17 protein-coding genes and 1 tRNA gene are annotated in these 17836 nt (G+C 66.9%); 4 read left to right on the forward strand and 14 right to left on the reverse strand.

Annotated elements, in window-relative coordinates; all coding sequences use genetic code 11:
• The first annotated feature begins 116 nt into the window (after nucleotides 1-116).
• Both PX653_RS08795 and PX653_RS08800 read left to right on the forward strand, forming a co-directional pair.
• A complete protein-coding gene (locus PX653_RS08795) occupies nucleotides 117-1520 on the forward strand; it encodes a pyridoxal-phosphate dependent enzyme (protein ID WP_277417513.1) in 1404 nt (467 codons plus the stop codon).
• Nucleotides 1520-2698 (forward strand): trans-sulfuration enzyme family protein, encoded by a 1179-nt coding sequence (locus PX653_RS08800; protein ID WP_277417514.1) that lies wholly within the window; start codon nucleotides 1520-1522, stop codon nucleotides 2696-2698. The genes PX653_RS08795 and PX653_RS08800 overlap by 1 nt, the downstream gene beginning before the upstream one ends.
• Nucleotides 2699-2780: 82 nt before the next feature.
• On the opposite strand, the gene PX653_RS08805 is transcribed toward PX653_RS08800, so the two are convergent.
• The 3 genes from PX653_RS08805 to PX653_RS08815 all read right to left on the reverse strand — a co-directional run bounded on the left by PX653_RS08805 (nucleotide 2781) and on the right by PX653_RS08815 (nucleotide 7455).
• Nucleotides 2781-4229: a hypothetical protein gene (locus PX653_RS08805; protein ID WP_277417515.1), complete on the reverse strand. Its 1449-nt coding sequence runs from the start codon at nucleotides 4227-4229 to the stop codon at nucleotides 2781-2783.
• A 109-nt stretch (nucleotides 4230-4338) separates the two neighbouring features.
• Entirely contained in the window at nucleotides 4339-6564 is a 2226-nt protein-coding gene (locus PX653_RS08810) for an acylase (protein ID WP_277417516.1), read from the reverse strand.
• A gap of 39 nt (nucleotides 6565-6603) precedes the next feature.
• Nucleotides 6604-7455: a hypothetical protein gene (locus PX653_RS08815; protein WP_277417517.1), complete on the reverse strand. Its 852-nt coding sequence runs from the start codon at nucleotides 7453-7455 to the stop codon at nucleotides 6604-6606.
• Nucleotides 7456-7588: 133 nt separating this feature from the next.
• Between PX653_RS08815 and PX653_RS08820 the strand changes: the two genes are divergently transcribed.
• Both PX653_RS08820 and PX653_RS08825 read left to right on the forward strand, forming a co-directional pair.
• Nucleotides 7589-7675, forward strand: a tRNA-Leu gene (locus PX653_RS08820).
• 154 nt (nucleotides 7676-7829) lie between these two features.
• On the forward strand, nucleotides 7830-8837 hold the full coding sequence (locus PX653_RS08825) for a tyrosine-type recombinase/integrase (RefSeq protein ID WP_277417518.1): 1008 nt from the start codon (nucleotides 7830-7832) through the stop codon (nucleotides 8835-8837).
• Between the two features lie 198 nt (nucleotides 8838-9035).
• Here the strand turns inward: PX653_RS08825 and PX653_RS08830 are convergent, their stop codons facing one another.
• The 11 genes from PX653_RS08830 to PX653_RS08880 form a co-directional block, all read right to left on the reverse strand.
• Nucleotides 9036-9380, reverse strand: a complete 345-nt coding sequence (locus PX653_RS08830) for a hypothetical protein (RefSeq protein ID WP_277417519.1) — start codon at nucleotides 9378-9380, stop codon at nucleotides 9036-9038.
• A gap of 89 nt (nucleotides 9381-9469) precedes the next feature.
• Nucleotides 9470-9991 carry a hypothetical protein gene (locus PX653_RS08835; protein ID WP_277417520.1) on the reverse strand — a complete coding sequence of 174 codons (522 nt, stop codon included), beginning with the start codon at nucleotides 9989-9991 and terminating at the stop codon, nucleotides 9470-9472.
• Complete coding sequence (locus tag PX653_RS08840) at nucleotides 9988-10623, reverse strand: glycoside hydrolase family 19 protein (protein ID WP_277417521.1); 636 nt, start codon at nucleotides 10621-10623, stop codon at nucleotides 9988-9990. The genes PX653_RS08835 and PX653_RS08840 overlap by 4 nt, the downstream gene beginning before the upstream one ends.
• On the reverse strand, nucleotides 10620-10994 hold the full coding sequence (locus tag PX653_RS08845) for a hypothetical protein (protein ID WP_277417522.1): 375 nt from the start codon (nucleotides 10992-10994) through the stop codon (nucleotides 10620-10622). Before PX653_RS08845 ends, PX653_RS08840 begins: the two co-directional genes overlap by 4 nt.
• 144 nt (nucleotides 10995-11138) lie before the next feature.
• A complete protein-coding gene (locus PX653_RS08850; RefSeq protein WP_277417523.1) occupies nucleotides 11139-12875 on the reverse strand; it encodes a hypothetical protein in 1737 nt (578 codons plus the stop codon).
• Nucleotides 12872-13267 carry a hypothetical protein gene (locus PX653_RS08855; RefSeq protein WP_277417524.1) on the reverse strand — a complete coding sequence of 132 codons (396 nt, stop codon included), beginning with the start codon at nucleotides 13265-13267 and terminating at the stop codon, nucleotides 12872-12874. The genes PX653_RS08850 and PX653_RS08855 overlap by 4 nt, the downstream gene beginning before the upstream one ends.
• Nucleotides 13261-14217, reverse strand: a complete 957-nt coding sequence (locus PX653_RS08860; RefSeq protein ID WP_277417525.1) for a hypothetical protein — start codon at nucleotides 14215-14217, stop codon at nucleotides 13261-13263. Before PX653_RS08860 ends, PX653_RS08855 begins: the two co-directional genes overlap by 7 nt.
• 83 nt (nucleotides 14218-14300) lie before the next feature.
• Nucleotides 14301-15410, reverse strand: coding sequence for a hypothetical protein (locus PX653_RS08865; protein WP_277417526.1), 1110 nt, complete (start codon nucleotides 15408-15410; stop codon nucleotides 14301-14303).
• The gene (locus tag PX653_RS08870; RefSeq protein ID WP_277417527.1) at nucleotides 15392-15754 is read right to left on the reverse strand and encodes a GNAT family protein; all 363 of its coding nucleotides are present in this window, start codon (nucleotides 15752-15754) and stop codon (nucleotides 15392-15394) included. Before PX653_RS08870 ends, PX653_RS08865 begins: the two co-directional genes overlap by 19 nt.
• Nucleotides 15736-16008: a hypothetical protein gene (locus tag PX653_RS08875; protein WP_277417528.1), complete on the reverse strand. Its 273-nt coding sequence runs from the start codon at nucleotides 16006-16008 to the stop codon at nucleotides 15736-15738. Before PX653_RS08875 ends, PX653_RS08870 begins: the two co-directional genes overlap by 19 nt.
• On the reverse strand, nucleotides 16008-17831 hold the full coding sequence (locus tag PX653_RS08880; RefSeq protein WP_277417529.1) for a hypothetical protein: 1824 nt from the start codon (nucleotides 17829-17831) through the stop codon (nucleotides 16008-16010). The genes PX653_RS08875 and PX653_RS08880 overlap by 1 nt, the downstream gene beginning before the upstream one ends.
• Nucleotides 17832-17836: the final 5 nt, after the last annotated feature.

Below are 17836 nucleotides of genomic sequence, written 5' to 3' on the forward strand. Positions count from 1 at the left end.
TTTTGGCATAACGTTCTACGAAAACATTCCTTCAGGCGCCAGCTTGCACACCCGACAATGCGCGCCTTGGCCGGCATGACACGATCGTTCCGGCCTGTCCACAACGAGGAGACTGTATGCACAGCATTATTCCCACCGCGCCCGCAGCGTCCACAGCGCCCGCGGCCCTGTTTGGCCTGATCGGCAACACCCCGCTGGTCGAAGTCACCCGGCTCGACACCGGTCCCTGCCAGCTGTTCCTGAAACTCGAATCGCAGAATCCCGGCGGCTCGATCAAGGACCGCATCGGCCTGTCCATCATCGAGGCGGCCGAACGCGACGGCCGCCTGAAACCTGGCGGCGTCATCGTCGAGGCCACCGCCGGCAACACGGGCCTGGGCCTGGCGCTGGTCGGCCGCATCAAGGGCTACCGCGTGGTCCTCGTCGTGCCCGACAAGATGGCCACCGAAAAGGTGCTGCACCTGAAAGCCCTGGGCGCCGAGATCCACATCACCCGCTCCGACGTGGGCAAGGGCCACCCGGAGTATTACCAGGACGTGGCAGCGCGCCTGGCGGCCGACCTGCCCGGCGCGTTCTTCGCCGACCAGTTCAACAACCCGGCCAATCCGCTGGCGCACGAAACCACCACCGGCCCCGAGCTGTGGGAGCAGTCGGGCCACCAGCTCGATGCGATCGTGGTGGGCGTCGGCTCCTCCGGCACGCTGTCCGGCCTGACGCGCTATTTCGCCCGCGCCAACCCCGCGCTGGAGTTCGTGCTGGCCGATCCGAAGGGCTCGATCCTGACCGAATACGTCAGGACGGGCAACGTGCCGGCCACCAGCGGCTCCTGGGCCGTGGAGGGCATCGGCGAGGACTTCATTCCGTCCATCGCCGACTTCTCCAGCGTGCGCCACGCCTACACGATCACGGACCAGGAAAGCTTCGACAGCGCCCGCGCGCTGCTGCGTGCCGAGGGCATCCTGGGCGGCTCGTCCACCGGCACCCTGCTGGCCGCGGCGCTGAAGTACTGCCGCGAGCAGACCACGCCGAAGCGCGTCGCCACGTTCGTCTGCGACACCGGCACGCGCTACCTGTCGAAGGTCTACAACGATGGCTGGATGGTCGACCAGGGCCTGATCCAGCGCGCCCGCACGGGCGACCTGCGCGACCTGATCGGGCGCCGCCACGACGCGGGCGAAGTGGTCAGCGTGGCGCCGACCGATACGCTGATGGTCGCGTTCAACCGCATGCGCTCGGCCGACCTGGCGCAACTGCCCGTCATCGACAACGGCCGCCTGGTCGGCATCATCGACGAGTCGGACCTGCTGCTGAAAGTGGAGAACCAGCCGGACCACTTCGGCAGCCTGGTGGGCACGACGATGACGGCACGGCTGGAAACGCTGCGCCCGGGCGACTCCGTGCAGGCGCTGCGCAGCACGCTGGACCGCGGCCTGACCGCCGTGATCGCCGACCAGGATACGTTCTATGGCCTGATCACCCGCTTCGACCTTCTCAACCACCTGCGCAGGACACTGAACTGATGCAAGACGATAAAAACACCTCCCATCTCGCCACCCGCGTGATCCATGCGGGCCAGGCGCCCGACCCGTCCACCGGCGCCATCATGCCGCCGATCTACGCGACCTCCACGTTCGTGCAGGAAAGCCCCGGCGTGCACAAGGGCCTCGACTATGGCCGCTCGCACAATCCCACCCGTTGGGCGTTCGAACGCTGCGTGGCCGACCTGGAAGGCGGCGCGCAAGGCTTCGCATTCGCCTCCGGGCTGGCCGCGATCTCCACGGTGCTGGAGCTGCTGGACGCGGGCTCGCACATCGTCGCCGGCGACGACATGTACGGCGGCACCTACCGCTTGTTCGAACGGGTGCGCCGCCGCAGCGCGGGCCACACGTTCACCTATGCCGACCTGACCAATCCGGAAAACCTGCTGGCCGCGCTGCGCCCCGAAACGAAGATGGTGTGGATCGAGACGCCGACCAATCCGATGTTGAAGCTCGCCGACCTGCGCACCATCGCGCTGATCTGCCGCGAGCGGGGCATCATCGCCGTGGCCGACAACACGTTCGCCAGCCCGATCGTGCAGCGTCCGCTGGAGCTGGGCTTCGACATCGTCGTGCACTCGGCCACCAAGTACCTGAACGGCCACTCCGACATCATCGGCGGCATCGCCGTCGTGGCGGGCGACGAGCGCCAGGCCGCGTGGCGCGAGCAACTGGGCTTCCTGCAGAACTCCGTCGGCGGCATCCTGGGCCCGTTCGACAGCTTCCTCGCCCTGCGCGGCGTGAAAACGCTGGCGATCCGCATGGAACGGCATTGCGCCAGCGCCCTCGAACTGGCGCAATGGCTGGAACGCGAACCGAAGGTACGCAAGGTGTTCTACCCTGGCCTCGCGTCGCACCCGCAGCACGAGCTGGCCAAACGCCAGATGGATGGCTTCGGCGGCATCATCTCGATCGACCTGGACACGGACCTGGCCGGCGCCCGCCGCTTCCTGGAACGCTGCGAGGTGTTTGCGCTGGCCGAGAGCCTGGGCGGCGTCGAGAGCCTGATCGAGCACCCGGCCCTGATGACGCACGCGACGATCCCGCCGGCGCAGCGCGCGCAGCTGGGCATCGGCGACGGCCTGATCCGGCTGTCGGTCGGCATCGAGCATATCGAGGACTTGCGGCGCGATTTGCAGCACGCGCTGGCGGCGGTTTAAGTCCAGCCCGCAGGTGCGAGGCACCGATCGCAGGGCGCCAACGCCCCGGGATCGGTGCCTGACAGCATGGGTTCCGCCTCGTTCACCACGGGCTGCGCCGATTGTCCCGGCCGCCCCGGCTCTCCTCCGTCCCCGCCTGCGGCTCATGCACGCCGAACACGCGGTGCACGAACCCCTCCAAGGCGCGGAACACGCCTTCCACCCCGAACCCGGCAATGAACGACAACGCCGAGCCGCTCAGCGCCCAGGCACCGAGCAGGCCGCGCTCCTCGGCTGGCGCCGGGCCGGAAGGGTTGATGAACAGCGCGATGCAAGCACCGATCGTGCCGCCCAGCGCCAGCTGCAGCAACGCCAAGGTCGAGTCGCGCGGCGACAGCGTGCTTTCGCGCATGCGCTCCCACAGCCGCCGCACGACGGCCGCGCCCGCGCCCAACACCCCATAGGCCAGCGGCAGCACCGCCGTACCGACGACCAGGGTGACAATGCGGGCCTTTTCCTCGTGGCCGCGGCGGCGCACGCTGTCCGGTGGCGGTGCCATGGCCGGCGTGGCCGCGCCGGGCGGCGTCAGCCAGCGATCGACGTGATAGGTCGCCGTCATCAGCACCCGGTAGGCCGTCTTCCACGGCGCCAGCCAGTCGCGCAGGTTCAGGCGCACGGCGCGGCGCTCCTCGCGCAGGTCGCGCTCGCGCTGGCACAACTGGTACTCCTCCGTCGTGCGGTAGGCGGGCCGCTGTTCCGTGCCCAGGGTACAGAACTGCACGACCGGCGTCGGCAGGCCGCGCGGCGCGGCCCGTTCACGCTCGTCGGCCGCGAACTTCAGCTCGGCGGCACTGATTTCCTTGCGCACCTCGACCGTGCGAGCCCGCACGTCTTCCAGGTGTTGCAGGATGACGTTGCCGGCGCTGACGTGCCACGACAGCACGCAGGTAAAGGCCAGCGCGCACAGCAGGAACGCCACCAGCAGGCTCATGCGCCGGTTGAACTTGATGGCCACGCCGATCAGGCCAGGGTACGCGTAGCGCGCCAGGGTAACGCGCGTGGGCTTGTCCCACATGACGCCGCCGGAGCCGCGCCGGGGCGCCGCGTCGTCTTCGCGCGGCTGCGTATTGTCGTAGAACAGGTCGCGGCACACGCGGCGCAGCTTGCCCAGGGGCTTGCGCCGGTTTTCCTCGCCGACGACGAGGATCGTGAACGCCACCGTCAGCCCGGTGGCCGGCCGCGCGATGGCGTTCAGGGTGTCCTTCGCGCTCATCAGGTCGACAGCCTGCTGCAAGCGCGCTTGCGGATCGGCGGCAGGCGCCAGCCCGATGCCGCACACGGTTTCGATGATGGACGGCGACTGGGCGCCATTGCTGCGCAAGACCTTGTCCCACCGTCCCGAGATGTGGTCGAGCAGAAGGAAGACCTCGTACAGCTCGCGCACGAAGATGAATTCCTCCAGCTTCAGCAGGTCCGCACTGGGCGCGACGGCGCCGCCGTCGCCGCTGCCTTCCCTTGGCGCCGGGGCACCGCTGTCGCTGTCGTCGGCCATCCCGGTCCTCCCGCGCAAGACTGCATGCGCATGCAGTCATTGTGCGCCCGTCGGCACGGCACGGGTAGCGTTTTGCCGGCGCGTTTGCGCGCCCGCAACGGCGCGGGCCTTATTGGCCCGGGTGGTACTGCCGCTCCAGGTTTTTCAGCACGTCTTCCTTGTAGAACAGCACATCCTTGAACTGGCCGCGCGCGTACATCTCCGCCTGGTCGGTAAAGTGCGGCGACTTCGGATCGCCGCTCTGGCCACCGGCCAGGATGCTTTTCGCGCGCACGCGAGGGCCGAACTCGACGGCGGCCACGAAGCTGTTGCCCCGCTCGCCGTAGATGCGCCGCGTCGTCTGCGGCGACGTCATGCCGAACGCGGCCAGCGCGCCCCAGTTGCCCGAGGCGTACGGCACCGGAATGCTGGGCTTGCTGTCGTCGAACGGCTGGCGGATGTCGCCCGTCAACCGTTGGAAACGGTTGATCTCGCCCCATGGCGTCTTCCACGTGCCGAAGTCGGCGTCGAGCTTGTTCGACGCCTGCACCAGCGCTTCCAGCCGCTGGCGCGGGGTGACCTGGGTCGCAAGGTAATCCAGCACGGGGATGCGTTGCTCCTTTGCGGCCGGACCGTGCACCTTGACGAGGTGCTGCAGCCAGTAGATCGCCAGCGACGTGGGCACCGACTTGATCGAGTAACGCAGGTCCCAGCCGCGCAGCAGCGTGATCTGCTCCGTCAGGCGGGCCTTCGCCACATCGCCCGCCGGTGCGTCGTCATAGGCCCGCAGCAGCAGTGGCAGCAGTGGCTCGAATGCCGTCAGCTGGCTGTCGTAGGCGCTGGCGATCAGGCTGTCGAGCGTGAAGTCCTGCTTGTCCTTGAGCACCCGCACGGCGTGGAGGCCGCGCGCGTTTTCCGGGTTCATCGACATGTAGGGCGGGTAGTCCTGCGGCCGCGGGCTGGACTCGCCGGCCGCCGAGAACGGCCAGTTGTTCGTGTTCTGGATCCAGCCGTTCTTCGGGTTGAACAGGTGGATCGTGTCTTTCACGGCGTGCAGGCCCTTCCAGTCGGTGGCCGGGTTGCTGCCGTCGACCGGCTGGGTGTAGTCGAAGCGAGGGTCGCGCACGGGAATGAAGTTACCGTGGAAGTAGGCGATGTTGCCGTCCGCATCCGCATACACCGTGTTGTTGGAGGAGTTTGTGCGCAACTCCATCGCCTGCCAGAACGCCTTGTAGTTGCGCGCCTTGGTGCGCAGGTAGGACTGCTGCAGGGCCTTCAAGGGCTCGTTCATCAGCGCCACGGACACCCACTTGCCGGCCTCGCGCCGCACCACTGGCCCGTGATGGGTAAAGTAGGCGGTGACGGTCTTTTCCGCCATGCCCGCAGCGCTCTTGTACGGCAGCCTGATCTCGACGGCCCGCACGGGGCGCTCCTCGTTGCCGTAGCGGTAGTAGTACTTGCCGTCCCGTTCCGTAACGGTTTCCAGGAACTCGTCGATGACGTCGCCGCCGCCGGACGTGTGCATCCACCCCAGACGGTCGTTGAAGCCCTGGTAGACGAAGAACTGACCCCATGTCACGGCCCCGTAGGCGTTCAGGCCTTCCTCGCTGGTCACGTGGATCTCGGGCCGGAAGTAGAACGACGTGTGCGGATTGATCATCAGGAGCGCATGGCCGTTCTTCGTCAGCTTCGGCGCGATGGCAAAGCCGTTCGAGCCGCCCGGCTCGCGCAACCCGGCCGCGGCGGCCCCCGCCAGCTGCGGACGGCCCTCGTTGAAGCGCTGCAGTTCCTTGACGTCGATTTCCTCGATGTCGCCGCCGATGCTGCCTTCCGAGAACGCCAGCGCCATCCACGGCTCGAAGCGCGCCAGCAGCGCCGGCCGCACCTCGGGATGGGTGTGCAGGTACCAGTTCAAACCATCGGCCCAGGCGTTCATCAGCTTTTTCAGCCATGCGGGACTGGCCCGGTACTGTGCCTGCAGCCGGTCCGGCTGGATGAACAGTTTCATGCGCAGGTCGTCGTACAGGGCCTTCTCGCCATCGACCTCGGCGGCGCGCCCCAACGCCGTGATGAAGTTGCGCTCGACGCGATTGAAATCGTCCTCGGCCTGCGCGTACAGCATGCCGAACACGGCATCCGCGTCCGTCTTGCCGTAGACGTGCGGGATGCCCCACTTGTCGCGCAGGATCGTCACCCGCGCCGCCAGCGCTTCCAGCCGCTGCACTTCGGCGGCGGTCAGTTTGCCCTGCGCCGTAACGGGCGCCGTGGCGGGTTGCGCTTGCCGGGCATGGGCGCCCAACGGTACCGCGGCGGACAGCAAGGCGCACAGCGCCAGCGTGGGGGACAATCTCGGCATGACAGCTCCCGGGAGCGGGTTAAAGATCAGGATGCGGAATCAGGAAGCATCCACCAGCTGGGCGATCCGTTCGCGCAGCTCGGCATTCTCGGCGCGCAGCGCCGCGTTCTTTTCCTTCAGCTGGGCGACCTCGGCGCGCAGGTGTTCCACTTCCGTCAGCGGTTGGGATGGCAGCGACGGCGGTTCGCCCCCATCCTCCCACGGCGCCGGCTTGGCGGGCTTCGGGGGGCGCGACGCGGCGCGCTGTTCGCGGATTTCCTTGGCGGCCTGCTGCAGGAACTTCTTGCCGCCGGCGACCGCTTGCACCTGGTCCTCGGGTGGCAACGTCGCCACCGTGGCGGCCGCGTTGATGGAGATGGTGCCGGTGCGTACCGCCTCGACCAGTTCCGGCGTCGCCGTCTTCTGGATCTTCTCGATCTGGCTGATGGTATTGGTGGACAGGCGCGCGGCGCGGGCGATGTCCTCGCGCGACGTGCGCACCTTTGGCGCGACCGGCACTTCGTGGTCCGGTTCGGGCGGCGCGATGGCGGCATCTTCCGCCTGGGTGCGCGCGGCCATTTCCTCGGCGCGCTGCGCCAGGATGTCCTTCTTGCGCAGCGCCAGCACGCCGCGCTGGAAGTCCGACACGCTGCGCCGGCCCAGGTGATTGTCGATCATCCACAGCATGACGTCTTCCATGCTCTTGAAGGTGGTGTTCTGGATCACCTTGTACGGGATGCCGTGTTGCTGGCAGATCGCGTAGCGGTTGTGGCCATCGACCAGGATGTCGTCCCACAGCACTAGCGCATCGCGGCAGCCTTCGGCCAGCAGGCTGCGCTCGAGGGCGGCGTGCTCCGCTTCCGTCAGCGGCTCGATATAGGCTTTCAGCACGTCGTTGATCTTGATTTGCATGGTTGGGTCCTTGATAAAGCAAGCGGCATGCTACACCAATCGGCGGGCAGGGCCAAAGCGCCGGATGACGCGGGGACGCCAGCGTTGTCCACTCTGGAAGTTAGCCTGCGGACATGTCATAATGTCGGGCTGTGCCCCGGTGGTGAAATTGGTAGACACACCGGACTTAAAATCCGTTGGCCGCAAGGCCGTGCCGGTTCGATTCCGGCCCGGGGCACCACGACAGCATCTCACCATCCCTCTTTTTTCCCCGCATTACCATTAGAATCAAGGGCTTGCGCGACTCTTGATGAGCAACCGAAGATCGCACTTCCCCACATAAAACCGCGCTTTTCTGCTACGCTCCACGAAAATTCCACGAACGAATCACGAAAATGGCAAGTTTCAAGAAGGATGTGTCGAAGGGGAGGACCGTCTGGCGTGTCCAGGTGTGGGTAGGCGAGGTACGCGAATCCGCAACATTCACGACAAAGGCCGAGGCCGCGGCCTGGGCGGCGCAGCGTGAGACCGAAATCCGTCAGGGCGGCGCCACGCGCGGAAAGAAGCACACGTTGCTTGAGGCGTTTCACCGGTACGAAAAAGAGGTGTCGGCGCACAAGCGCGGGATGCGATGGGAAATTGTCCGGATGAACGCGATCGCGCGCCATAAGGTCAACGGTCAGGATCTGGGCAGCATGCCCCTGGAGGCGGTCACGCCCGAGGTGCTGGGCGCGTGGCGGGACAGTCGAATGTCGGGGGATAAGCCGGTGTCTGGCTCCACGGTGAACCGTGATATGAACCTGCTGTCGCACGTGTTCAGCACCGCGCAGCAGGAATGGAAGTGGATCGCCAGCACGCCCACCACGAACGTCCGGCGACCGAAGGAGGCGGCTGCGCGCGACCGACGCATCAGCGATGACGAGATCGATCGGCTGTGCTTCGCGCTGGGCTTCGACGAGCAGCCGGTCCAGACGAAGAGTGGGGCTGTCGCGGTCGCGTTCCTGTTCGCAATCGAAACCGCCATGCGTGCCGGCGAAATCTGCTCCTTAGCGCCCGGCAATGTCACCGGCGCCGTGGCCCACCTGCCGATGACGAAGAACGGTCGCAAGCGCGACGTGCCCCTGTCGAAGCGGGCCCGTGAGCTTCTGGCGTACCTGCCGCCGTCGGGTGATACGGTGTTTGGCATATCGTCATCGACGCTCGACGCCCTCTTCCGCAAGGCAAAAGCGAGGGCGCAGATCGATGGACTGACTTTTCACGACAGCCGGCACGAGGCGATCACCCGCCTGGCCCGCAAGCTGACAGTGCTCGAGCTGGCGCGCATGGTCGGGCACACAAACCTCAACCAGTTGCAGACCTACTACAACGAGACGGCCGAGAATCTGGCCGCACGACTGGACTGATGAAGATGTAGCGCAAGGGCCCCGCCCATCTGGCGCGGTACGCTGGCCCCATGCAAACCGAAGACCCCGGCCGGCCGAACTGGCGCCAAGCACAGACCATCGACGAGGTACTACCCGCCCTCCCCGACGTCGGCCCGCGCGCCGTGGCCAGGTTCCTCGACGAGCTGGGCGTGCCCTTCCCCGTCATCTGCCGCGTGATCAGCGAGCCGGCGCGGCGTCGTCGGGTGCCGCAGCAAAGCTGACCAGCCACACCTGTTCGACATGCTGCACCGCCCCGCCGACCAGGCGCGTCTCGTAGCCGCTCAGCACGATGCCGCGATGGTCGATCTGTTCCACTACCGGGTTGAACAGCGGCGCGCCCAGGAACCCGTGGTCGCCCTGCCCTGGCTTTGCCAGCTCGGCAATGTGGCTGGCGCCGCCGCCGGTCTGCCACTTGTCGGTGGGCCGCAGGATCAGCCGGCCACGCAGCGGCTCCGCGGCCCGGTACTCGTCGGCCGTAAGCCGGCGCCCGTCCACCCGCAGGCGTACGACGGACACCGGCATGCCGACCCATAGCGGCTTCGAGGGTGCGCAGTTAAAGGATGAGCTGGTACCGTTCATGGCTGGTCTATACTGTACGGATGCACAGTATATCAGTCGGCTGGCGGCGCCCCGTTGTTCACTGCGCGGCAGGCGTCATATCGGGCGGCGAGTTCGTCGTACTTCCGCACGAGTCCAGCAACTGCTGCGGCGTTGCCGAGAATGTCAGCAGCCACCTCTGGCACAACTGGCGCTCCAGGTTCGTCAGGCGTAGATGCTGCGGCAGCGGGTCGATCTGCGGGCGCGGCGCTGGCCTGTACGGCGCCGGCTGCGGGGCAGCGCAGGCTGTCAACCCCAGTGCGCACACGGCGCTGAGCGTCAGCAAGGGTGCTTTCATAAATACTTTCCTTCTCGTAATATTGTTGGGCGCGCTCGGCAAACTGCTCCCGCAGGGCGCGCTCGTCCCGCTGGGCCTTGTCGCTGTCGGCCTGGCGCTGCTGCTCGCCGGCCAACACGGCAGCGGCCCAGCCAGCTTTGTGCGCGGCCGACACCTCGTGCCGGTGCCACAGCCAGGCGCCCAGCATGAGCAGCGCGCAGGCGGCGAGCTGCACCACCAGGCGCTCCAGCGCGGTCATGACAGCACCGCCAGGCAATGGCGCGTCAGGCTCTGCCGCCTGTCAAACCCGTGGGAATCGCCGACCTTCCCGGTGCGGCGCCCGATATTGATCAGGTCCGAGATGGCGTCCACGTTGCCTGCGTCGGCCAGCTTGTTGCAGCCGGTCTTCCACCAGAACCAGGCCGCCGACGTGGCCGCGCCAGGGATCGTCTCCAGGAAGGCGCCGACGTCACCGATCACGCCCAGCGCGCCCGCCACCTCGAAATGGTTTTTCCGGCCGGTCAGCTGGATCCAGCCGGCGCCGCGGTACCGCCAGCCGTCGCCGCTCTTCTCGTCGCCGTTGCCCATCCGGTTCGCGTACACGTAGTTCGCGATCTTCTGCGGCTGGCGCGCGTACAGCTGGGCGCCGGCCACGCTGGGGAAGCGCGTCGGCCAGGTATCCCGCAAGCCGGCCGCCGAATAGTTCAGGTTCTCGCGCACGCGTGTCAGCTGGCCGCTTTCGTGCACGATCTGCGCCAGGAAGTGCGCCGCACGCTTCGGCGTGTCGATGCAGTAGCGGGACATGGCCGCGTTGAGCGCCGCCACGTACACGCCCGCGCTGGCGCCGACCTTCGGCGCGATCTTCAGCAGTTGTTCGGCGGTGATGTTCATACGATTTCCTGTTTGATCTCGCGCGCGATCTCGTCGATCGTGGCGTTGCCGCGCTTGTTGATGTAGTTGAACAGCCAGCGCACGACCGCCCACGCCGGCAGCCCGCACGAGAACACCAGGCCCAGCATCGCCACCAGACCCGTCGGCGTGTCCGCCCATGCCTGCAGCCCGAAGTGCTGGACCACCGCCGCGCCGCCAGCGATGGACCCGACCACGGTCGAGATCAGCCCGACGATCCATTCCTCCGTGCTGCGCGGCTTGGTCAGGCACATCACGACGATGGCGGCCAAGCCCGCGCCAATCGCCCCGGCGCCGGCCAAGCCGCCGATCAGTTTCCAGCCGGCGACGCCGCCCGCAGTTTCGATGCTCATGGGGATATCTTTCATAGGGGTGAGGGGAAATAAAATGGCCACCCGGAGGTGGCCTATAATTGTTGGGATGCAAACTAAGGGGGACACATGGACGACAACTTGCTACGCGCCTGCGTGAGTTCCGCAGGAACCGGACTACTGGTGCTAGTTGCCCAGCAGGCCAAGGCCAAGCTGGCCGCTCGCGCCGAGCGCATAGGGCGCGGACTGCCGGAGGAGCTCGGCCGCCTTCTCGGCGCCTGGTTTTCGCGAGCTCGCAAGCGCTACCAGCGCGCGCTGCGCAGGTGACGTGTACAGCCCAGCGCCCACGCCCAGCCCGATCAGGGCGCCAGGGCTGACCGCGCTGCCCAGGCCCAGCGCACCGCCGTTGAGCAGCAGACGCCCGGCCGTGCCGCTGTCCGGGTAGCGATTCCCCAGCACGTTCTGCCCGGCGTTGCCGAGGTCCTGCATCAGCGCCGTGCCGCGCGCGACCGCGCGCTTGCGCACGCTCTTGTCGGCGCCCTGGATAGCCATGTTGAGCTGGGCAGGCGTGAACACGCCGTCGGCGTTCTTGGCGCTCTTGGCCGCGCCCTCCACGCGCACCAGGTTCGCCCAAGCGCTGTCGGCCTCCTTGAGCTTGTCCGCCACCTTCGGATTGCTGCGCAGCATCTGCTGCTTGAGCAGGCTTTGCAGCTGCAGGACCGCGCTGCCGAACTCGCGTTCCGACGCCGTCGACGAGCCGCCGTAGTCAGCTGCCAGTTTGCCCAGGTCGCTATCGACGGCCTTGTAGTCGTCCGGCAGGATTGATCCCGTCGAACCCTTGCGCCCGATCGTCTCCTTGATCACCTTGTTGAACTTGTTGCGCATGTCGGTCGTCAGGCCCTGCGCCATGCCGCGCAACTGCATCAGGTCGCGCCCGAAACTGCCATCCAGACGCACGCCGCTGATCTGGCCCAGCGCATCCTCGTACGCAGCGCTGATTTTGTCGCCTGCCTGGCGCACGCCGTCCTGTCCGATGTCATCCACCTTGGCGCCAACCTTGCCCGCGGCGCGTTCGATCGCCGCCTTGTTGAAGTCCTCCAGCGAGCGCTTGCGGGCGGCCGTGATCGCGTCGCCCAGGATCGGCACGCTCGTCGCGCGCTCCTCCAACCGGTTTGCCGCACCGCCCAGCGTCTGCCCGATGGTCGGGCGCACGCCTGCGCTCTTCAGCAGCTGCAAGTCGGCATTCTTGGACGCGTTCGGGCTGACGATGCGGCCCAGGCCGCCGGCAACGGCCGGGATCGCGCCGCCCACCAGCGCGCCGGCGCCGATCTGCTTGGCCTTCTCGCTGGCGAAGTCGCCGGACGCCACGGGCGTCAGCGCGCCGGACGCGGCGCCGCCGACGGCACCCATGCCGACGCGGCCTGCCAGCGATGCCGCCGCCGGCAGACGCGAGGCAATCGCCAGGTTCGCCGGGCTGACCAGATTGCCGATCGTGCGGTAGCCGTCGAACCCGGCTTCGCCGCCGGCCGCGCGCCGGGCCTGGTATTGCACCTCCGCGTCACGGACCATCTTGTCGACGCCGCTCGCGCCGTTGCCGCCGGCAACCAGATCGCCCAGGCCGCCCTCGTCCACGCGGCCGACCAAGCCGGTTTTGTCCGCAATGATGTTGTTCAGGCGGTTGCCGGCACGGACCACGCTATCGGGTAGCAAGTGCGTGAGCAGCTGGGCGCCAGCGTCGATCGGGTCGCGCACGCCCTTGACGACTTTATCCAGGCGCGACAGTGGCGCCGCGGCCGGCTTCGACGTCGATGGGCCGAACAGGTCTGCCGACAAATCGCGTCCCGCGCCAGCCCGTGCAGCCGGCGCCGCTGGCGGGGCCACATCGTCGAACAGCTCCGCGGAGAGATCACGTCCAGCCATCATTTACCTCCAATCGTATAGCCCTTGGCGCGCAACGCCGCCGTAACCTCGGCCGTTGTCTTGCCGCTGCGTCGCGCAGTTTCCGCGATGTCGGCCAGTGTGGCCGTCTTGCGTGCCGGCGCCGCGCTGGCGCCCCCACCTTCGGGCGGCTGCGGCACTGGTGCGGCGTCGGGCCCTGCGTACTTCAGCTGGATCGAGCGCACCATCTTTTCCGCAGCGAGGCGCTGCGACACCGGCAACGTTGGGTCGCCAAGCTGGCCGGCGGCCTCGCGGTACAGCTGTACATCCTTATCGGACTGTGGACCGGTCATCTTTGGCATTTTCGACACCACCGCGGCCTGGATCACCTTCAGCTGAGCGGCGGCATCGGCACCGGCAGTGCTCAGGCCTACCACTCGCCCCACCTGATCCAGCGCGGCCCACCATAACTGCTGGTGGCGGTTTTGAGCAGCGGCAGAGCCTCATCCAGAAGCGACAGCACGTCTCGCGCGTCCTGCGTGCGCTGCAGCCCCTCCTTGCCGGCGCGCGGGTCAGCCGGCCCGCCTGGAATCGCCTGCATCGAGCCATCGGACAGCATGCGGTAGCCGGCCGGCACCTTCGATGTCGAGCGCTGGAACTCCTGCGCCTCGGCAGCGCGACGGTCGGCCATGTCTTGCCCCCGGCGTGCCGTGCTGGCCGACAGCACAGCGTCGGGCGATGCCGTGTTCCGCATGCTGCGCACCGTCGCGCCGGTGATCGGGTTGTACAGGTCCGTGCTGCCACCCGTGTTAGCGCGGGCCAGCTCGACGGCGGCTTCGTACGGGATCGGCTCCCCCGGGGTTCCATCCTCGAAGATCGGTGCGTACATCACCTTGCCCCCGGCCTGCACCTGTTTCAGCTCCTTCACCTTTGGCTGCAGCTTCAGCGCCGCTGCCTCGGCGGCATCCGCCTCCTGGCCGAAGCCGGCGGCACGCAGGGCTTGCGACTCGGCCAAGCGCTGCCGGAACAGGCTGGCGCCCAGGCCGCCGCCAGCGCCGGAGCCCGGCGCGACCGGCACGCCGCCCGGCTGCTCTCTGCTACCTACCGCTGGCGCGACGCCGCTGGCATCCCTCTCAGCCTGCCCGCCCGGTGTGGCACCGCGGCTCCGGTAGAACTCCTGCAACGCCTTGGCTCGCTCGCGCAGTGCTTCCTGGTTTTTGAGATCGCTCTCGGCGTCCTGCAGCTGCACGCCGTACAGCCTGGCCTGCAGCGACTGCATCTGCTTGGCACCCTGTTGCTGCTCCGCTTCCTGCAATGCTTCGGCGCCGCCGGCCAGCGACAAGCCGAAGCTGCGCGGCTTCGTGGAAGGCCCTGACGCGCGCAGCATGCCCGACCCGAAAGCCAGCAGGCCGTCGGCCGCTTCGGGCTCATTTTCCCCGAGAAGAAGTCCAAAAGACTCATGTGATTTCCTTAGAAGAAGCCAGAGAACTTACCCAGCAGCCCGAGCGCGCTACTGGCGCCACCGATGGCACCACCCAGACGGTCCTGCTGGATCGGCTGCGTCGACGTGCCGCTCGTCTTGCTGCTGGTCGTGCCCGTGCTGTTCACAGTCGCGCCGGCGTTCAGGTACGGCGCCAGGATGCCGCCGATCGCGCCCATGCGCCCCAGGTCGTTGTTGCCCAGGCCAGCCGCGCTACCCAGTAGGCCCTGCTGCAGGCTGATGCCGGTCGCCATGTTTGATGCGTTCTGGCCGCGCGTCGCCAGCAGGGCCTGCACGTTCGTGTTGTCGGCAGCCTGGCGTGCCGCCGCGTCCTGCTGCGCCACGCCGTACTGATGGGCGCTCAGCCCCTGCATTGCCGACAGCGCACGGTTCGAATCGGTTTCGTAGGCGTTCGCTTTCGCGCCCACAGCGGCATTGGTGGCGTTCTGGCCGAACTGCGCAGCCGCGCGCGCCAGCTCCCTCTGCGCCGTGCCGATCGCGTTGCCCTCGGCAATGCCCTGGCGCGACCCGCCGAACTGGCCCGAGGCGATCGCGCCGCTACGGATCGACGGCAGGATGCTGCCCAGCAGGTTCTCCGTGCTGTCATCCTGCAGCTGCTGGAAGCCCAGGCGGTTCTGCGCGATGGCGCCGCTGATCGACGCATCCAGGTACGGATTGGCGCCAGGCGCGCCGTTGATCGTGCGGTCGAACGCGCCGGCCAAGTTGAGGTTGTTCTGGCCTGGCGCGCGCACCTGCGCCCCCTCGATCGTAGGCGCGTCCGGGGTGTACGACTGCAGCGCATTGGTGGCGGCGTAACCGTTATTCAGGATCTGTCCCGAATTGGCATTCAGGAAGCCATTGGCCGCGCCGCTGACGTTGGAGCCGCCATCGAAGGCAGCGCCCAGGCGCCCGAGCAAGCCGCCGCCGTTCAGCCCGACCAGGCTGCCAACGTTGCCGTTCAACTGGCTCGACATCGAGGACGATTCGGTGCCGTCGCGCGTGCTGTTCTCGGTCGTCGTCTGGCTGGTTGGACCTTTCTTGCCCCCCAGCACGCCACCGAGGAGGCCCGTGCCGATTCCGATCATCGATGAGATACCCATTGCTTTCTGCTCCTGTAGAGTTCACCGTCTTTTTCAAATCCGAGCGCCTCGACGAATCGGCGCCCGGCATCGCTCGTGACCCTCGTCACAGCTTCGCCGTGCTGGGCGATCACAGCATCCAGTAGCCTCAGCACCCGACGGCTCAGCCAGCGCCCGCGCACGTGCGGCTGCACACACGCGTGCAGCTCATTGCCGGCGATGACCAGGGCCCCGCAGCATTTGCCATCGACCATGACCGGCTCAACGCGCGTGCCACGCAATGCCAGGCTGAACTGCTCGTACGACATGCCTTTCAGGTCCCACTGGCTGGCCTCGTACGCCTCCCTCAGCCCAGGCGTATCCATTGCGAACCGTTGTAATAGTGGATGCCGCCGCCGGCACCGGTCGGATTGACCTGCACGCCGTCGAAATAGCGCACCATGCCTTCGCGCGGCTTGTCCGGTAGCGCGTACGTGACGGCGTAGCCACCGTCCCGCAGCAGCGCCACCGCGGCGGCGATCTTGTTGAACTCCTCCTCCAGGTAGCGCGGCAGGTCTGCCTGGTTAACCGGCACCGGGCCGGGCGCGTATTGCACCGTGGTAATGGTCGGCGCGCGCATCAGTACGCCCCCACGTCGACCACATCGACATCGAACGAGTCGAGCCGGTAAAAATAGGCCGTGCCGCTCTCGATCCGCAGGGCGATGTAGCGGCCCGAAACCATGCAGTCGGCCGACACCGTTTCCCCGATGACGTGTTCGATCGGCTCATCGTATTCGGGGTCTGCGTACGGATCGTCCGACGCTCCGACACGGATCAGGACCGTGCTGCCGACATTGCCGGTGATGCGCGCGCGGACGCCGCGCACCAGCTTGATCCGTTCGGGCAGGTCGAATGACAGCCCAACGCGCTCCAGGTAGCTCGATGGCTTTTCGCCGTCGTAGGTCGCTGACGAGTCCAGCAATAGAAGCTTCTGCGCATCCGACGCCATGAGAACCCGGGCCGAGTTGGGCGTGAAGTCCGGCCCATTCCACAGGGTCAGGTCCGACTCCCACGGGTCCGAATCGGAATCCCAGGTGTCGCCGAGCCCTGCGTCGAGCGGCCCATAATTCGCATGGTGGACGCTCGGCATATCCCGGTACGTGACGGTTTTGTCCACGTAGTTGTAGACCAGCGCGCGGTTTGGCACCGAATACCCCACAGACGCATAGCAGATGAACACCTCGTTCAGGAACGGGTTTTTGACGATGAAGGCCCGATCCGTCGCGCTGACGTCGAAGTCCTGGAACAACGCACGGCGCGCTCGCTTGTCCAGAATCGATGCGCCCTGCTGGCCGTCATGCAGGATCACGTCGGAGCCGGTCAGCACGATGTGTGCGCCGTCGATGTCGGCGATGCAATTTCGGTTGAGCGCCCCGGACACGCCTAATACCTTCGTGAAGCGGAACACGTAGTCGCCGCCGGTGTAGTCCATGCGCCACACGCTGTCCTCCTTGTAGATCATGAAGGAGTCGCGCAGCTGCAGGCCGTCCACGATGCGCCCGTTGCTCTCGGCCAGGTCATATTCGCCCGCGTCCTGTGTGCGGTCAGCAATGTCCCATGTCGAAGGCACTGCGCCAGGCTCGGCTGGGCTCGACCACTTCACCATGAAGGGGTAGTTCTGTCCATTCTTGGTGATGTTGAGCGCGACCAGATAGCCCTTATACGACCGCAACGACTGGCAGAAGGTATCGTCCGGCCAGTTGTCCAGCGTCTCGAAGCGGCTTTCCTCGTCCAGATTCCAGCGTTGTGGAGGGTCCGTCAGATTCCCGGGGTTGATGATCGGAATGCCGGACAGCAGCGTGGAAGTGATCTGATTCGGCTGCATATTCAGGGGCCTGTCCGTTGTCACCAACCCTACCGTCAGCGTTGCAGCCTGGGTTGGCGCGTTCGCAGGCATCACGCCAGCTTGCAAGGCCGACCGGGAGAACGACGGGGCCGCTACATGAGACGACATTGCGCTTTCCTGCAACCCAGCCTGCAGGCTCGAATATGCCGTGCCCCCGAATGCCTGCGCCGGTTGGTGCGTGCCGATGTTGGTGCTCGTCCCCGCGTTCAAGCCAAGGGCGCCGAACATAGGCTGCGCAGCGTACTTCAGGCCGAGAGTCGTATCCTGCGGCGTCAGGTCCAGATGCGCAGGATCGCCGCCACTGAGCGACACGGCATATACCTTGTCAGAGCTGGCGTAGAGCCAATATCGCTTCCCATTCGCCGCGACGGGTAGCGTGTGGTACGGCGTAACCGCCGGCGCGCCGAACACGCTCCCGTGTCCCAGGAACGGCTGGCAGTACCCGTCGAGAAACCGCACGTTGCTCGCATCGGTCCAGGCGCCCAGCGGGAGTTCGTGCTTCGACAGGTCTTTGATGACGCCGGCGGCGCCGGCATTGCGCACTTTGACGAGCATAATCG

It is taken from the genome of Pseudoduganella chitinolytica (assembly GCF_029028125.1).
GTDB lineage: Bacteria > Pseudomonadota > Gammaproteobacteria > Burkholderiales > Burkholderiaceae_D > Rugamonas > Rugamonas chitinolytica.

What these genes read in the sequence shown, in the direction of transcription:
- PX653_RS08835 (WP_277417520.1), bottom strand. Translation starts at nt 9,991, where the DNA reads ATGACCGCGCTGGAGCGCCTGGTGGTGCAGCTCGCCGCCTGCGCGCTG.
- PX653_RS08870 (WP_277417527.1), bottom strand. Translation starts at nt 15,754, where the DNA reads ATGGATACGCCTGGGCTGAGGGAGGCGTACGAGGCCAGCCAGTGGGAC.
- PX653_RS08875 (WP_277417528.1), bottom strand. Translation starts at nt 16,008, where the DNA reads ATGCGCGCGCCGACCATTACCACGGTGCAATACGCGCCCGGCCCGGTG.
- PX653_RS08845 (WP_277417522.1), bottom strand. Translation starts at nt 10,994, where the DNA reads ATGAGCATCGAAACTGCGGGCGGCGTCGCCGGCTGGAAACTGATCGGC.
- PX653_RS08830 (WP_277417519.1), bottom strand. Translation starts at nt 9,380, where the DNA reads ATGCCGGTGTCCGTCGTACGCCTGCGGGTGGACGGGCGCCGGCTTACG.
- PX653_RS08825 (WP_277417518.1), top strand. Translation starts at nt 7,830, where the DNA reads ATGGCAAGTTTCAAGAAGGATGTGTCGAAGGGGAGGACCGTCTGGCGT.
- PX653_RS08815 (WP_277417517.1), bottom strand. Translation starts at nt 7,455, where the DNA reads ATGCAAATCAAGATCAACGACGTGCTGAAAGCCTATATCGAGCCGCTG.
- PX653_RS08840 (WP_277417521.1), bottom strand. Translation starts at nt 10,623, where the DNA reads ATGAACATCACCGCCGAACAACTGCTGAAGATCGCGCCGAAGGTCGGC.
- PX653_RS08805 (WP_277417515.1), bottom strand. Translation starts at nt 4,229, where the DNA reads ATGGCCGACGACAGCGACAGCGGTGCCCCGGCGCCAAGGGAAGGCAGC.
- PX653_RS08800 (WP_277417514.1), top strand. Translation starts at nt 1,520, where the DNA reads ATGCAAGACGATAAAAACACCTCCCATCTCGCCACCCGCGTGATCCAT.
- PX653_RS08810 (WP_277417516.1), bottom strand. Translation starts at nt 6,564, where the DNA reads ATGCCGAGATTGTCCCCCACGCTGGCGCTGTGCGCCTTGCTGTCCGCC.
- PX653_RS08865 (WP_277417526.1), bottom strand. Translation starts at nt 15,410, where the DNA reads ATGGGTATCTCATCGATGATCGGAATCGGCACGGGCCTCCTCGGTGGC.
- PX653_RS08850 (WP_277417523.1), bottom strand. Translation starts at nt 12,875, where the DNA reads ATGATGGCTGGACGTGATCTCTCCGCGGAGCTGTTCGACGATGTGGCC.
- PX653_RS08880 (WP_277417529.1), bottom strand. Translation starts at nt 17,831, where the DNA reads ATGCTCGTCAAAGTGCGCAATGCCGGCGCCGCCGGCGTCATCAAAGAC.
- PX653_RS08795 (WP_277417513.1), top strand. Translation starts at nt 117, where the DNA reads ATGCACAGCATTATTCCCACCGCGCCCGCAGCGTCCACAGCGCCCGCG.
- PX653_RS08860 (WP_277417525.1), bottom strand. Translation starts at nt 14,217, where the DNA reads ATGCTGCGCGCGTCAGGGCCTTCCACGAAGCCGCGCAGCTTCGGCTTG.